19 protein-coding genes are annotated in these 14,607 nt (G+C 64.0%); 13 read left to right on the top strand and 6 right to left on the bottom strand.

Going from position 1 to position 14,607, the window contains the following annotated elements:
- Positions 1–43 precede the first annotated feature (43 nt).
- The 4 genes from ISS97_RS01780 (at position 44) to ISS97_RS01795 (ending at position 2,612) form a co-directional block, all read left to right on the top strand.
- Positions 44–919 carry a LytTR family DNA-binding domain-containing protein gene (locus ISS97_RS01780; RefSeq protein WP_379987605.1) on the top strand — a complete coding sequence of 292 codons (876 nt, stop codon included), beginning with the start codon at positions 44–46 and terminating at the stop codon, positions 917–919.
- Positions 920–1,081: 162 nt separating this feature from the next.
- Positions 1,082–1,816 carry a hypothetical protein gene (locus ISS97_RS01785; RefSeq protein ID WP_379987606.1) on the top strand — a complete coding sequence of 245 codons (735 nt, stop codon included), beginning with the start codon at positions 1,082–1,084 and terminating at the stop codon, positions 1,814–1,816.
- Positions 1,817–1,891: 75 nt separating this feature from the next.
- The gene (locus ISS97_RS01790; RefSeq protein WP_379987608.1) at positions 1,892–2,338 is read left to right on the top strand and encodes a DUF6491 family protein; all 447 of its coding nucleotides are present in this window, start codon (positions 1,892–1,894) and stop codon (positions 2,336–2,338) included.
- Between the two features lie 10 nt (positions 2,339–2,348).
- Positions 2,349–2,612, top strand: coding sequence for a hypothetical protein (locus ISS97_RS01795; RefSeq protein WP_379987609.1), 264 nt, complete (start codon positions 2,349–2,351; stop codon positions 2,610–2,612).
- Positions 2,613–2,639: 27 nt separating this feature from the next.
- Here the strand turns inward: ISS97_RS01795 and ISS97_RS01800 are convergent, their stop codons facing one another.
- The 4 genes from ISS97_RS01800 to ISS97_RS01815 all read right to left on the bottom strand — a co-directional run bounded on the left by ISS97_RS01800 (position 2,640) and on the right by ISS97_RS01815 (position 5,688).
- Positions 2,640–3,698: a serine hydrolase domain-containing protein gene (locus tag ISS97_RS01800; protein ID WP_379987611.1), complete on the bottom strand. Its 1,059-nt coding sequence runs from the start codon at positions 3,696–3,698 to the stop codon at positions 2,640–2,642.
- Positions 3,699–3,778: 80 nt separating this feature from the next.
- Entirely contained in the window at positions 3,779–4,600 is an 822-nt protein-coding gene (locus tag ISS97_RS01805) for a ferritin-like domain-containing protein (protein ID WP_379987613.1), read from the bottom strand.
- 218 nt (positions 4,601–4,818) lie between these two features.
- Positions 4,819–5,235, bottom strand: coding sequence for a universal stress protein (locus ISS97_RS01810; protein ID WP_379987615.1), 417 nt, complete (start codon positions 5,233–5,235; stop codon positions 4,819–4,821).
- Between the two features lie 27 nt (positions 5,236–5,262).
- Positions 5,263–5,688: a glycine zipper 2TM domain-containing protein gene (locus ISS97_RS01815; RefSeq protein ID WP_379987617.1), complete on the bottom strand. Its 426-nt coding sequence runs from the start codon at positions 5,686–5,688 to the stop codon at positions 5,263–5,265.
- Between the two features lie 355 nt (positions 5,689–6,043).
- On the opposite strand from ISS97_RS01815, the gene ISS97_RS01820 reads away from it, so the two are divergent.
- The 9 genes from ISS97_RS01820 (at position 6,044) to ISS97_RS01860 (ending at position 11,605) form a co-directional block, all read left to right on the top strand.
- Complete coding sequence (locus tag ISS97_RS01820; RefSeq protein WP_379987618.1) at positions 6,044–6,502, top strand: hypothetical protein; 459 nt, start codon at positions 6,044–6,046, stop codon at positions 6,500–6,502.
- A gap of 97 nt (positions 6,503–6,599) precedes the next feature.
- Positions 6,600–7,142: a peroxiredoxin gene (locus ISS97_RS01825; protein WP_379987619.1), complete on the top strand. Its 543-nt coding sequence runs from the start codon at positions 6,600–6,602 to the stop codon at positions 7,140–7,142.
- On the top strand, positions 7,142–7,618 hold the full coding sequence (locus ISS97_RS01830) for a hypothetical protein (RefSeq protein ID WP_379987620.1): 477 nt from the start codon (positions 7,142–7,144) through the stop codon (positions 7,616–7,618). Before ISS97_RS01825 ends, ISS97_RS01830 begins: the two co-directional genes overlap by 1 nt.
- Positions 7,619–7,683: 65 nt before the next feature.
- Positions 7,684–8,436 carry a DUF2884 family protein gene (locus tag ISS97_RS01835; protein ID WP_379987622.1) on the top strand — a complete coding sequence of 251 codons (753 nt, stop codon included), beginning with the start codon at positions 7,684–7,686 and terminating at the stop codon, positions 8,434–8,436.
- A gap of 120 nt (positions 8,437–8,556) precedes the next feature.
- Entirely contained in the window at positions 8,557–8,997 is a 441-nt protein-coding gene (locus tag ISS97_RS01840) for a PA2169 family four-helix-bundle protein (protein ID WP_379987624.1), read from the top strand.
- Positions 8,998–9,006: 9 nt separating this feature from the next.
- Positions 9,007–9,573, top strand: a complete 567-nt coding sequence (locus ISS97_RS01845; protein ID WP_379987626.1) for a DUF924 family protein — start codon at positions 9,007–9,009, stop codon at positions 9,571–9,573.
- Between the two features lie 36 nt (positions 9,574–9,609).
- Positions 9,610–9,882, top strand: a complete 273-nt coding sequence (locus tag ISS97_RS01850) for a DUF2845 domain-containing protein (protein WP_379987628.1) — start codon at positions 9,610–9,612, stop codon at positions 9,880–9,882.
- 112 nt (positions 9,883–9,994) lie between these two features.
- Positions 9,995–10,306 carry a DUF2845 domain-containing protein gene (locus tag ISS97_RS01855; RefSeq protein ID WP_379987629.1) on the top strand — a complete coding sequence of 104 codons (312 nt, stop codon included), beginning with the start codon at positions 9,995–9,997 and terminating at the stop codon, positions 10,304–10,306.
- 75 nt (positions 10,307–10,381) lie between these two features.
- Positions 10,382–11,605: a low temperature requirement protein A gene (locus tag ISS97_RS01860; protein ID WP_379987630.1), complete on the top strand. Its 1,224-nt coding sequence runs from the start codon at positions 10,382–10,384 to the stop codon at positions 11,603–11,605.
- Between the two features lie 297 nt (positions 11,606–11,902).
- On the opposite strand, the gene ISS97_RS01865 is transcribed toward ISS97_RS01860, so the two are convergent.
- Complete coding sequence (locus ISS97_RS01865; RefSeq protein ID WP_379987632.1) at positions 11,903–12,925, bottom strand: 2-dehydropantoate 2-reductase; 1,023 nt, start codon at positions 12,923–12,925, stop codon at positions 11,903–11,905.
- Positions 12,922–14,580 carry an FAD-binding dehydrogenase gene (locus ISS97_RS01870; protein ID WP_379987634.1) on the bottom strand — a complete coding sequence of 553 codons (1,659 nt, stop codon included), beginning with the start codon at positions 14,578–14,580 and terminating at the stop codon, positions 12,922–12,924. The genes ISS97_RS01865 and ISS97_RS01870 overlap by 4 nt, the downstream gene beginning before the upstream one ends.
- Between the last annotated feature and the right edge of the window lie 27 nt (positions 14,581–14,607).

Raw genomic sequence — 14,607 nt, forward strand, 5'->3', positions numbered from 1 at the left:
GAATGGGGCCGGCGGTGGTCGGCCCTATGCGTAGAATCCGCGCATGACAAACCGGCCCGGCTTCAGCTACGAATCCTTCCAACCCTGGCGGCGCACTTTCGAGGTGGGCTTCTGGGTGGCCGTGTACGTCTTGAATGCGACGTTCAACAGCGTGGTCTCCCGGATCGACCATCCCCGGGCGGCTGCCTGGGAGCCCTGGGTATGGGAGTGGAGCAGCGCCCTGGTCATGCTCGCCCTGGTGCCGGTGGTGATTGCCCTCGAAAGGCGCTGGCCGCTCCGCTTCGACACCTGGCGGCGCAACCTTCCCATCCATCTGCTGGTCAGCGTGCCGTATAGCCTGATCCATGTTGCCGGCATGGTGGCCCTGCGGACGCTCGCCTATGCCAGTCAGGGGTGGCACTACGACTTCGGCCCGTGGCTGCCCACCTGGAGTTATGAATATCTCAAGGATGTGCGGACCTATCTTTCGGTGATCGCCACCGTCACGTTGTACCGCCTGTGGTTGATGCGCCTGCAGGGCGAGGCGCGCTTGCTGGTCGCGCCGGACGATGGCCCGCCGGTAGAGCCGGTGGAACGCCCGGAGCGCTTCCTGGTGCGCAAGCTAGGCAAGGAGTTTTTGATCAACGCGCGCGAGATCGAGTGGCTGCAGGCCTCGGGCAATTACGTGAACCTGCATGTTCGCGGGCGTGACTATCCGCTGCGCACCACCATGGCGGGGATCGAGGATCGCGTCGATCCATCGCGCTTCGTTCGGGTGCATCGCAGCTACATGGTCAACCTCGACTATCTGGCTGAGATCGAGCCGCTGGACACGGGTGATGCCCGTCTGTCGCTGCGTGACGGCGCCAAGATTCCCTGCAGTCGCCGCTACCGGGCGCAATTGCGCGAGCGCTTCGGCGAGGCAGCGCCGACACCATGAAAGAGAGGGCCTAGCCTTGTAGGAGCCCACCCTGTGGGCGACCGCTGCATCGACGCTTCGTAGGCTCGCGCACAGGGTGCGCTCCTACAGGGAAGCATGTCGGTTGCACCATCCCGGCCACCCGTTCCACTCTAGGCACCTTCCCGTCACCGGATACTGCCGATGAACCTGCCGCGCTTCCGCCCCGCCGTTACCGCCCTGGGCGTCGCCCTCGCTCTTGCCGGTTGTTCGCAATCAGGCGATCAGGCCTCGACGGCAGCCCAGGCGCCCGCCCAGGCCCAGGCCGACGAAGCGGCGAAGAAGCTGGATACCTATCACCAGCTGCTGCGCATCAATAACGACGAAATGGCCGTCACCATGGGCAAGGACATCGTCAGCCGCTATCCCGACAGCGCGGCGGCCAAGGAAGTGCAGCAGAGCCTGCCCGAGATCGAAAAGCGCTGGAAGGAAACCAGCGAGAAGAACCGCTTGCAGGGCTTGTGGCTGTATCAGGTGTCGCCGATGCAGGGCGGCACACAGTCCACCGCCACCATCTACAGCAGCCAGCCTTCCGGCAACGATCGCGTACGCCTGGTGCTGCGCCGGCACACCGAGTGGGGACAGAACGCATTCCTCTACAGCGGCGGCGCTCACGGCTTCGTATGCAAGGCCAACTGCACCTTGCATACGGTGGTGGACGGCAAGGAGACCGGCATCAAGGCGTTCGCGCCGAGCACCGGCGAGCCGGCGCTGATGATCCGCGACGACAAGGCGTTTATTGCCATGCTGGAGAAGGCGAAGAAGATCGCCATCGACGTCACCATGCAGGACGGCGAGAAGAAATTGACGCTGGTGTACGAGGTCGGCGGTTTCGATCCGGCCAAGTGGCAGAGCGTCGGTAAAAGTAAGAAGAAATAAACGCCGGTTTGCGAAAGCGTGAACCGGTTGGGTTGTTGCGCGTTTCTACGGTTGTCCCCACACGGAGGTTGTCCCATGTCCGCCAAACGTCTTCTGATGGGCGCCGTACTCGTCGCGTCGCTGGCCGCCTGCTCCAGCGTCCCTTATGCGCAGCGCATGAGCAATCGCCAGGCTGCGTATGCCGCCGCCGCCGGCGAACCCGTGCGCAACTTCCGTTTCTTCGAGCTTTATTCGTGGGAGCCGCTGGGCAACAGCCAGCTAGCCGTCTATACCCGGCCGAACGAGGCCTGGCTGTTGACGGTATCGGGTCCTTGTCCGGATCTGGATTTCACCAATGTCATCGGCCTCACCTCCAATCTGCATGAGGTGTCGATCAATTTCGACAAGGTGCTGACGGGTCGCACGTTCCCCTGCACCATCGCGCAGATCCGCCCGGTGGATGTGGCCAAGCTCAAGGCCGTCGAACACGAGCAGCGCAAGATCGAAGCGGCCGCGCGTCCGCAAGAGCCCACGAAGAACTGATACGCGGGACATGAGCGAGCCGGAGATCTACTGCCCGCTGTGCACCTGGCGCCCGGTGGGCAGTAGCCGGTGGTTGTGTTCGCCTCGTATGGGTGGCTGCGGCACGCAGTGGAACACGTTCTGGACCGGCGGTATCTGTCCCGGTTGCAGCTATCGTTGGGAAATCACCGTGTGCCTGGCCTGTAAACAGTTTTCGCTGCACGAGGACTGGTATCACTGGCCGGAAGGGCAGGCCAAAGGGCGCGAGCGCCGGTTGGAAACGGAGCAACCGTAGCCCGTCGAAGCCGACGAGCGTTCCTTTTCAGGGATGCAGCATTGGCCACTCCAGCACCGGATGGGCGCCGGGCACATGTGCTTCCAGCAAGGCCGGTGCCAGGGAAAGACCGCGATCGCTGTTGGTGAACCACAACACGCCGCGGCCGGATGCCGGGCACACCATGAAGAACGACTGGAATCCGTTGTTGACGCCGTGGTGGAACGCGCAGCTCGCATCCGCTTGTGTTTCCAGGCCTACGCCCAGGCCCCAGTCGAGCGCGTACTTCGCATCCACTTCGGTCTGCCGCTCGCGCTCGAGTGCAAGTGGCGTTCCCGGCGCAGCGCGCAACAGCGCGCGCACGAACTTCGCGTAATCGGCCGGCGTGGTGTAGAGCGAGGCGGCGGCAAGCGGCCGCCGGAAACGCACCACACCAAGTGCCTTTCCCTCCGCGTCATAACCTGTGGCGATACGGCCGTCGTAGGCATCGCGCCAGACGTAACTGCTGTCGCGCATACCGAATGGCTTGAATACCTGCTCGTTGGCCAACTGCTGCAAGGGTTGGCCAGTGATGGTTTGCAGCACGGTAGCGAGATAAGCGAGGCCTTCGCCGGAGTACTTCCAGCGCTCGCCGGGATCGGCGGCAAACTGCAAGGGCTCACCGAAGGCCCAGTTCGGCCATCCGCTGCGATGGCTCAACACCATGCGCGCGGTGACTTTCGCCAGGCGCGGGTCGCTGACGGTATCCCAGACCGGCTGCGCGCCCATCGGGTTCTGGTCGTGCCGATAGGGGCCGTGCAGATAGCTGACCAGCGGGCGATCGAGGTCGAGGCGCCCCTGCTGGACCAGCTTCAAGGTGATCAGCGCAAACACCGGCTTGCTGAGCGACGCGGCCTGAAACACCGTGCGTTTGCTCATGGGTCGCTGATGCGCCGTATCCGCGAGGCCGCAAGTGCTGAAGCGGGTCTGTTGTCCGTCGAAGGTCGCGATCACCACGCCCGGCACGTGAGCGTCGCGCAAGGCATCCGGTGTCGGGCAGTCGTTGGCTTGCGCCGTGCCCCATGCAACCCAGGCGATGAGCAGCAAGCCGCGCAAACAGATGTTCATCGTGACCCCCCAAGGTAGGCGGGGATCAGGATGCAGGAGCGTTGCTGCGGCTTTAAGCCCCAATCGTCATGGGTGACGGCTCAGTTGAGGAACAGTCTCTCGGCAATCCGGGCCAGCGGTTTTTCCACCATGTCCTGCACGCGTGGCGGCAGATCCAGTGGCTTGAGCAGCATCTTCACCGTCATCTCGGCCGGGATATTGCGGCGGAGCAGAGCTTGCGCGCGACCGGTGATGCGCCGGAATTCCGCGTGGTTCTCCTTGTGCTGCGGGTAGCACTGGTTGAACACGTGGCGCAGCGCGATATCGCTGTCCTCGCTCTTGATCTCGTTCACGCGCTTGAGAATGGTGCGGAACACCTTGTAGCGGCCAAAGCCTTCCCTTTCGCGGTACAGGCGGAAGTGGTGGTAGAAGTGCTTGTAGTGGCGTACTTCGTCGCTCTTGATGCGGTTGGTGAGCTGCTTCAGTACGGGCTCGTCGGTGATGTCGTTGAGCGCGCGGTACAGACTGGCGGTGCCGGTTTCCACCACGCAGCGCGCGGCCAGTTCGAGCCCGCGGCTGGCTTCCAGCTGGTCGCTGGTGCACACCGCGCCGTATTCCTGCCAGAACGCCTGAAAGCCGCGCTCCCAGTCGAATTCCGGCCATACCTTTTTTACGTAGGTGGCGAGGGCGTGGCCGTGCTGCAGCTCCTCGTGCTCCCAATGCTGGCTGAGCCAGGTCTGCAGGGCCTCGTCGCCGGCGAAGTGATCGATCAGGTTATGCGTGTAGAGATCGGAGCCGCTTTCGACGAAAGAGGAGCTGCAGAGCAGGAAAAACAGGTCTTCGTTGTGGCGGATACGCTCGAATTCGATCTGATCGAAGTCCAGGCTGTCCAGAGTCCAGGGCAACGGGGTGTTGTAGCTCACGCGGGGGTTCCTGTGCGGGGCCCGGGCCGGTTCGTTGCGGGGCTTACGCCGGCCTGGCATGACTGTTCTATGACAACAGGATACGACGAGTCCGCCCAGACGGATTAACGTCTGCCGACCTGTAGTGTGCACAGGGTCATAACACGCAGGGACGCGAGGCTTGGTGAGGCGGCCTCGTAGAAACTTGCTTTTCCCGTCTCTGCGAGAAGGCGTCGCCGCTAACGCACCACTGTCACCGGTACGTGCGAACCGGCCAGTACGTCGGTGGAGACTGAGCCGAGCAGCCAGCGCGCCAGGGCGCCGCGTTCGGTGTGGCCGATCACGATGTGGTCGACACCGTGCCGCTTCACTTGCTGCAGCAGCACGTCGCCCGGATTGCCGGGGACGACTTCGACGTCGATCAGTTCAGCGGCCTCCGGTGCCATGATCTTCAGCTCCGCCATCAACTCGTTGGCGCGCCGGGTGCCGGAGTCGGCCATCACCAACGCGCAAGTGTCGGCGGCGCCTTCGATCAGCTTGACCGCGTTGACCACGCGCACCCGTCCGCCACAGGTGCGCGCCAGGTCGATCGCAAGCCGGAACGCGCGCTGCGAGGTGACGGAGCCGTCATAGCCGACCAGGGAATACTTGAACATGGAACACTCCTTGGACCGGCGCCGATTTTATGGAGTCACTTCGTGGCAGCGGCGCTCGACGTGGGTGTTCTTCGCCTGCTGGTTTTCCTGGATCTTCTTGCCCGCATAACCGCCGCCGACCGCGCCGGCCACCGTGGCCAGCGTGCGGCCCTTGCCGCTGCCGATCTGGTTACCCAGCAGGCCGCCGGCCACACCGCCGATCGCCATGCCGGCGATCTGGTTGGAGTCCTTGGGCTGATCCTGCACCGTAACGTCCTCGCACACCGTGTGCGTTTTTGGCTGCGTGGCGGCGGTGTGTTTGGTGGTCTTGTGCTTGGTCGTGGTGTGCTTGGTGGTGCTCTGCCCGCTACTGCTGGAGCTTTGGGTGCTCGGCTGGCTGGTCTGCGCAAAGGCGGCGGGACTGCCAGTCAGGATCAGTGCGAAACCGAGGGCGTAGACAATGCGCATGCTCATGACATCCCCCTTCAGTGAGTGCGTGTGTTGGTAGCTCCAGTTTGCGCGGGGACTTGTTAGCGGACGATCAAAAACGCCGGATAGTCGCTGGGGCGGCATCCGGCGAAAGGCCCGGGCGAAACTTGTCCTGCTGCGCGCGTCGGCGGGCAAGTTCGCCATTACGCGTTGTCGGCGGCGTCAGGCCATTCAAACGCTGCCGTAAAAGGGGGCCATGCGCCACTTCCTTTTCTATCCACGCCACGCTCACGTGTGATGACCAAGGCTGAATGTCTCCGCGCGATCTTGCTGGTCCGTTCAGCAGGCTGGTCTAGCATGTATTGCTGCAGGACCCCTGACTACCGCGAAGGAGACGACGATGATCAAGCGCTCTATGGCAATGGCAGCACTGGTGCTGGCAGTGGCGAGTGGTACGGCGATGTTGCCGGTGACACACGTGCAGGCTGCCGAGGCGAAAGTGGATTGCGATCTCAAGTTCAACCTTTCCGGCTGGTCCATTCTGTACAAGCACGCGGAAGGCTCCGGCACGATCACTTGCAACAACGGCCAGACTTCGCCGGTGAAGATCACCGTAGTGGGTGGCGGCCTGACCGCTGGCAAGTACCGCATCGATAACGGCAAGGGCGAGATCACCCACGTGCGTAGCATCCAGGATGTATTCGGTGACTACGTGCAGGCGAGCGCCGAGGCTGGCGTTATCAAAAGCGGCACCGCGCAGGTGCTGACCAAGGGCACCACTTCGCTGGCGCTGGCCGGTGAAGGTGAGGGTGTGAACCTGGGCATATCGGTGGGCAAGTTCACTATCAGCAAGCCGTAAACCCGGTGATGTCGATTTGCAAAGGGCGCCGCATGGCGCCCTTTGTCATGGCTGCGCGTACACTTTGCCAGCTATCCCTCACCCCGGAGTTGCCGTCATGCGTCGTAACGCCTTGCTCCTTCTGCTGGCCTTGTTGGTCGGCCTGATCGCTCCCGCTTTTGCCGACACCTCCAGCGCGTTGCCCCAGACGGGCCAGGCCGCACCGGATTTCCGCCTGCAGGACCAGAACGGCAAGTGGCACACCGCCGCCGATCATCGCGGCCATTGGCAGGTGCTTTACTTCTATCCCAAGGATTTCACGCCGGGCTGCACCACCGAGGTCTGCACCTTCCGCGATGACATCGCCAAGCTGCGCCAGGCCGGCGCCGACGTGGTGGGCGTGAGCCTGGACGACGTGAAGTCGCATGCCGAGTTCGCCGCCAAGTACAAAGTGCCGTTCCCGCTGTTGGCCGATTCCGAGCACAAAATGTCCGAAGCCTATGGTGTGCTCACGTCCAAGATGGGCATGCACTACGCCAAGCGCACCACCTTCCTGGTCGATCCGCAGGGCAAGGTGGCCAAGGTCTATCAGGATGTCGACCCGGAGAAGAATTCCGCCCAGGTATTGGCCGATCTCGCTGCGCTGAAGGCTGCTTCCTGATGTTCTTGAAAGTCCGTCGTAATGCGGCAAATTCCGGACAGGGATTTGCCGCATGGCGCATAGCGCTGTGGTTGTTGCTGCTGCTGGCGGCGTTCGGTGGCGTGCAGTATCTGCGTTACGCCCAATACCCCTATCTCGTCGGTGCCTTCGCTGTGATCGTGGTGTGCGTTGGCTGCATCCTGCGGCAGGAATGGGCGCGACAGGCCATGCGTGTGTTGGCCGTGCTACTGGCCTTGTGGTCGCTGGTTACCGGTGGCCTGATGTTGGCGCAATGGGGCCAGTTCGAGCAGGCCCGGCAGGCGGCGCAGGCACAGCCGCAACTGGCCGAGCTGGCAACCATGATGATCGAGCATGCCAAGCGCATCTATCAGATCGTGTTGGTCATCAAGGCCATCGCCGTACCGGTGTTGCTGTGGCTGGCCTGGCAACTGGGCTTGCCGACGGTGCGCAAGGAGTTCCACACGCGTCCTGTATAAGCGGATTCAGCGGGGGTTGGCGCGTGGCGGGGTATCGCTGCGGCCTTCCTTGTTGAGGATGCTTCATGCGCCACCTTCTGTTTCCGTCAGTCCTGATGCTGGCTTTCGTCTCTGCGGGCGTACATGCCCAGGACCTCGCCACCACCTGCCAGGCCAGCAGCAGCTACGACCTGACCCTGAAGCCGGACAGCGTGATGTTCGATCGTCCGCAGCCGGCACCATTCCATGTGGAACTGCATGATGGCGGCCTGCGTACGGATGGCGCCGCTGTGCGCCTGAGCGCCGAGGACCAGGATCGGCTTGCCTTGTTCGAGCGCGAACTGCGCGCGCTGGCTCCACGCGCCAAGAATGTCGCTCAGAACGGTGTGGACCTGCTGGCGCAGGGCATGCGCGAGGAAGCGGCCGGCATGGGGCTAGGGGTGGATACGCAAGCCACATTGAACCAGCGCCTGGCTTCCCGCGTCGCTGAGCTGAAGCAGCGCATCGCCGCCAGCAACAGCACGCATGACTGGCAGGGCGACATGGCCGATCAATACGCCAACCAGATCGCCGGCGATCTGCTGCCTCTGTTGGCCGGCGATCTTGGACAGCAAGCCGTACAGGCGGCGATGAGCGGCGACCTGCAGGCAGCCGCCAGCCTGCGCGACCGCGCTTCCGACCTGGCCACCCAGTTACGGCCGCGGTTGGAAGGCCGCATGCAAGCGCTGCGCCCGCAGATCCAGGCGCTATGCCCCTCGATCCAGCGTCTGGCCGAGCTGCAGCAAGGGGTGCGGGGGAGTAAAGGCCAGCCTTTGAACCTGTTGCGGATCGGCCAGTAGCAACGGTGGCTGAGCGCCTGGGTGTGGCTAATGACAAATTAATGTCTGGCTAAGCGGGCGAGCCTGAGGATAGCGACAGTTCGAACCCCACTCCCCTCGAGCCGCCCGGAGGCGGTCGCCGTGTCCTTTCTCAATCGCCCGCTCTATAACGCCCTGATCCGTCGTGGTATCGACGACCGCGGACTGCATCGGCGGGCGCTGGCCCAGGTACGCGACCCGGCCCTGCAGATGCTGCTGTTCGAAAACCTGCAGACGCTGGACTCATTGATCGACGACTTGCAGGGCCTGGTACGTGTCGACGGCGGCTCGCCGGCGCAGCACGGCACCCTGACGGGCACCCTGCGCAACATGATGGCGGACCTTTCCACGCGCTTCTCCGCGCATCGCGACACGGCCTGGGTGCAGTGGCTGGCGCGCAACGAATGCGATCTGCTGCATAGCTTCGAGCGGCGCATGCAGCGCGCGCCGAGCGAATCCGGCAGCGTGCCCGGCAGCCAGTTGAGCCGCCTCCACGGCATGCACAAAGAGATGCATTGCCTCGCCGGAACCACCCACGGTTAAGCGCCTGCCATGCCCACGGCCAAGGATGTGCTGGAATTCTGGTTCGACCCCGCCAACGAGCCGCGCTGGTTCGAGCGCGACGACGCCTTCGACGCCGAGATTCGCGAACGCTTTGGTGCCTTGCAGGGCAGGGCGGCGCGCGGTGAGCTCGACGTCTGGGCCGAAAGGCCCGAAGGCTGGCTGGCCCTGCTGATCCTGCTGGATCAATTCAGCCGCAATCTTTACCGCAACGATCCGCGCGCCTTCGCCAGCGACTTGCATGCCCAGGCACTGGCCCTGGCGGGAATCGCTCGCGGCCATGACGCAGCGCTGCCGCCGCTGTGGCGCACATTTGCCTACGTGCCCCTGGAGCATGCCGAAAATCCTGTTCTGCAGCGACAGTGCATCGACTTGTTCGGCGGGCTTTGCACGCAGGTACCGGGCGAGGCGCGCTTCACCAACTATCTGGATTACGCGCGCCGCCATCAGGCGGTGATCGATCGCTTCGGGCGCTTCCCCCATCGCAATGCAGTACTCAGCCGGCGCTCGACGCAAGATGAGGAAAGTTATCTTGCGCAGCCCGGTGCGGGCTTCTAGCTTCGTCGTCCCCCACCCCAGGAAAGGAGATCCACCGTGCGTCGTTCGCTGTTGCTCGTGCTGTTGTCGGTCAGCGTTGCCGCTCATGCTTCCGGCACGTTGCGTATTGGCAGTCAGGTGCTGGTGGTGGGCGACAGCGTGTCGCGCGCCATGCAGTTGCTGGGTGCGCCCGGTTTCAAAGAACCGATCGAGAATGACAAGGGCGCCTATGTCGGTGAGCGCTGGCAGTACCAGCGCGACGACGGCCATGTGGTCACCATTACCGTGATCCACGGCAAGGTGGGTTCGATCGAGGATCGCGCGCGCTAAGCGCATCGGCTAATCCTTACAATTTTGACCGGTGCGGCGGGGATGCCGCCGCGCCAGCATGCGTCGCTATGGTTTCCGGAGGGCGGCTGAGCCGCGGCCAAAGGAAATCGTTATGCGCAAAGGCTGGGTAGTGATTCTATGGATGTGGGCTGCGACGGCGCATGCCTCCGACACGTTGCGGGTGGGCAATAAAGTGCTGAGCAGCGGCGACAGTGCGGCGCGGGTGATGGAGTTGCTCGGCAAGCCCACGCACAAGGCGCGTGCCGGCAAGCCAGCCAGCGGCAAGTCGACCCGCGGTAAATCCAAGGGGCAGGCTAAGCGGGCGGATACCGGTGGCGAGCACTGGCAATACCGGCGTGGTGGCCGGACCGTCACGATCACCCTGGTCGATGGCAAGGTCAGCCACATCGACGACAGCCGCTAGGCTGAGGATCGGCTACCCCGTGGCAGCCCGCCGTGCGCCATGCGATAAAAGTGTCGGTTCCTGGGGAGTTCTTCCATGTCGCAGCACCCATCCACTCCGACGACACCGGCCGGCAGCCTGCTGCGCGCACGCGTGGCCGGCGGGCACGGCAAGGTCACTAATATCGAGCTGTTCTTCGATCTGGTGTTCGTTTATGCGATCACCCAGCTTTCGCACACGCTGCTGCACCAGTTGAACCTATCGGGCGCATTCCAGGTGCTGCTGCTTTTTCTGGCCGTGTGGTGGGTGTGGGTGTTCACCGGCTGGATCACCAACTGGCTCGACCCCGAACGGCTCGCGGTCCGGGTGATGCTGCTGGCGCTGACTTTCGCCGGCCTGCTGTTGTCGACATCGTTGCCACAAGCCTTCAGTGAGCACGGTCTGCTGTTTGCCGGCGCCTATGTCTCTATGCAGGTGGGGCGCACGTTGTTCATGTTGTGGGCGATGGGGCGTGATGCGCCTGCGGCGAACCGGCGCAACATCATCCGCATTGCCGTGTGGCTTTCCACCGCCGGTGTGCTGTGGTTGTTCGGTGGAACGCAGGAAGGCGAAGCGCGATTCGCATCATGGGCGGCGGCACTCGCCATCGAATACCTCGGGCCCGCTGCGTACTTCTTTGTGCCGGGGCTGGGGCGTTCGAGCACGTCCGAATGGGATGTCGAAGGTGGCCATATGGCCGAGCGCTGCAGTCTGTTCGTGATCATTGCGCTGGGTGAGTCCGTGGTGGTGACCGGCTCCACCTTCGCGGAGACCATGCGGCAGGCGGACTCCGTATTCGCATTCGCGACGGCGTTTCTTGCCTGCGTGGCGATGTGGTGGATCTATTTCGATCTGGCTGCCGAGCGCGGTAGTCATTCCATTCGTCACGACGCCGATCCGGGTCGCGTCGCACGCCTGGGCTATACCTACCTGCACCTGTTGATCGTCGCCGGCATCGTGGTGAGTGCGGTGGGCGACGAGTTGAGCCTCAGTCATCCGCATGCGCGTGGCGATGTGGCGAGCGTGGCGGTGCTGGTGGGTGGGCCGGCGCTGTATCTGCTCGGGAATGCGTTGTTCAAGATGACGGTCAATCACACCAGCTTTCCACTGTCGCATCTGGTCGGGTTGGGGTTGCTGGTGTTCCTGGTGGCGCCGGCGTTCTTGCTGTCGGTGATGTGGCTGGCCGCGTTGACTACAGCGGTGCTGATGGTGGTGGCGGTTTGGGAGACGGTGTCGTTGAAGGCGGTGCGGAGGATGTTGGTGGAGGGGGCTGAGGATTGATCTCGCTTTCTCTCTCTCCCTCCGGGAGGGGGTTCGGCTCTTGCGATATCTACCCTTATTCGTCATCCCTGCGTAGGCAGGGATCCAGTGGCGTTGTCGCCCGGTTTTAGCGTCTGCGTGCCCTGGCTCGCCTGCCGCGGTCCGGGTCACTTTCTCTTTGCTGGCCCAACCCCCCGAGGGGGCCTAGAGAGAAAGTAACCAAAGAGAAATGGCCTGAGAGCAGGCAGTGTGCTCCGTAGCCTCGCCTTTTCCAGTGTCAGGCGTCGGGATGCAAGCTCAGATAAGCGCCTGCGGGCGCTAGCTTGCGTTTGACTGTGCTCTGCGAAGAGCTTCAAGCAATATTTCGGACGTCCATTTGACGGGTGCCTGCTCGGCTTCGCGTATCAGTTCAATGATGCGCTCATTGATGGGCGCTCGTTTCCCCATCGCCGTCGCCAGTTCGACGATGGCTCCATGCAATGCATCGACTTCGGTTCGGCGGCCTGCCTGCAGGTCTTCCCAGGTGGATGATCGTGCGTGGGGGTCGATGGCCAGCATGCGGGGCGCGATGCGTGCGAATAGTGCGTCGGGCAGGGCGAGGATGTGTGGCAGCCAGTTGGCGGGTAGTGGGGTCAGGCGGGCGACTGGGAGGTGTGCGGCGGCAAAGATGTCGAGCGCTTCCCGTTGCGCCAGAGCCAGGCAGCGCCGCCATCCGCGTTCGGCGAGTTCCTGGCGTAACGGCAGGTCGGATAATGCATTGATGGCGTTGTTGAGATTGAACAGCAGTTTGGCTCGCTGGATGGCGGGCATGTCGGCGTGCTGTTGCAGGTGAAGTCCCGCGCTGGCGAAGGCTGGCAGATAGGGAGCGAGCGCGGGATGTGCTTCGACTATCAGGTCGCCGCTGGAACCCTGGTGGAAGCTTCCGGGTGAACGTTGCAGCACGTTGAACGGCACCATGCCGGCGAGCACGGTGCGGCCGGGCAGGGCGGTGCATAGCAGGTCGGCGTTATGCAGGCCGTTCTGGAAGCTGATGACGATGGCGTCGTGTGGCAATACGTCGGCCAGCTCGCGGCCGGCCTGGACGGTATCGGCTGATTTCACTGTGACAAGGACCAAGGGTGCGCGGGCGGCCTGTGGTTGCGTTTGGACGTCCAGTGCCCCGGCGGGAATGTATTGGCGGAACCCCTGCAGGTCGCTGAGCGTGAGGCCGTGTTCGTGCAGTACGTCGGCCATGCGCGGTCGTGCGATCAGCCGCACGGCGATGTGGGCGTGCAGGCGGCCACCGAGATAGCAGCCGACGCTGCCGGCGCCGTAGACGACGATCGCCGGCTGTTGGTTCATGCCAGAGCTGCCGCCGCGGCGCGGCCCGCGACGCGTCCGGAGAACAGGCAGCCGCCGAGGAAGCTGCCCTCGAGCGCGCGGTAGCCATGCAGACCGCCGCCACCAAATCCCGCCGCTTCGCCCGCGGCGTACAAGCCGGGCAGCGGCTGTCCATCGTGGCCCAGCACACGCGCCTGCAGATCGGTTTCGAGTCCGCCGAGCGTCTTGCGGGTAAGGATGTTGAGCCGCACCGCAATCAGCGGTCCGTTGGCCGGATCGAGCAGGCGGTGCGGCTTGGCCACGCGCACGAGTTTGTCGCCGCGATAACGGCGCGCGTTATGGATGGCCATCACTTGCCCATCCTTGGCATAAGGATTGTTGAATTGCAGGTCGCGCGCTTCGATCTCGCGGCGGATCAGCGTGGGATCGAGCAGGCCGTTGCCGGCCAGCGCGTTCATGCCGGCGACCAGCTCTTCCAGCGTGTCGCGCACGATGAAATCGCGGCCATGTTGCTTGAAGGCTTCCACCGGCGCGGGCGCGCCTTTGCCGACGGCGCGTTTCGCCACCTGGCGCCAGCTCTTGTTGGTGAGGTCGGGGTTTTGCTCGGAGCCTGACAGCGCGAACTCGCGCCGAATGATCTGCTGGTCGAGGATGAACCAGCTGTAGTCGTGACCCGTGCGGCGTAGATATTCCAGCGTGCCGAGTGTGTCGAAGCCCGGCCATAGCGGACCGGGCAGGCGCTTGCCGGTGGCGTCGAACCATAGCGATGAAGGGCCGGGCAGGATGCGGATCGCGTGCATCGGCCAGATCGGATTCCAGTTCTCGATGCCTTCCACGTAGTGCCACATGCGGTCGCGATTGATCAGTCGCGCGCCCGCGGTTTCGCTGATGTCGAGCATGCGGCCGTCCACATGGGCAGGCACGCCGCACAGCATGTGCGCCGGCGGCGCACCCAGACTCTGTGGCCAGTTGCGGCGCACCAGTTCGTGATTGGCGCCGATGCCGCCGGAGGCAACGATCACCGCCTGCGCGCGATGCTCGAACGAACCCGTGACCTCGCGCGAGCTTGGCTTGCCGCGTTCCATTGCATCGGCGGCCAGCACGCTGCCGCGCGCACCGGCGACGGCGCCGTTCTCCACGATCAGCTCATCCACGCGGTGACGGAAGCCAAACTGCAGCAGGCCTTTCGACTGAGCTTCGCGCGCGCGCCGCACGAAGGGTTCGATCACGCCGGGCCCGGTGCCCCAGGTGACATGGAAACGCGGCACCGAATTGCCGTGACCGTAGGCGCCATGCCCGCCACGCTCGGCCCAGCCCACCACCGGAAACCAGCGCATGCCCATCGCGTACAGCCACGAGCGTTTCTCGCCCGCGGCGAAATCCACATAGGCTTCGGCCCATCGGCGCGGCCAGTGATCCTCGGGGCGGTCGAAGCCGGCGGTGCCCATCCAGTCGGCCAGGGCCAGTGCGTGGGAATCGCGCACGCCCATGCGGCGCTGCTCCGGCGAATCCACGAAAAACAGGCCGCCGAACGACCAGAACGCCTGCCCACCCAGGCTTTGCTCCGGCTCCTGTTCCAATACCAGCACCCGCTTGCCGGCATCGGCCAGCTCAGTGGCGGCTACCAGGCCGGCCAGTCCGGCGCCGATCATGATCACATCGCACCCGTCCCGCATGACGTTCCCCATGGCGATTACCGGCAC

This window comes from Dyella koreensis (assembly GCF_044904565.1).
Lineage (GTDB): Bacteria > Pseudomonadota > Gammaproteobacteria > Xanthomonadales > Rhodanobacteraceae > Dyella_D > Dyella_D koreensis.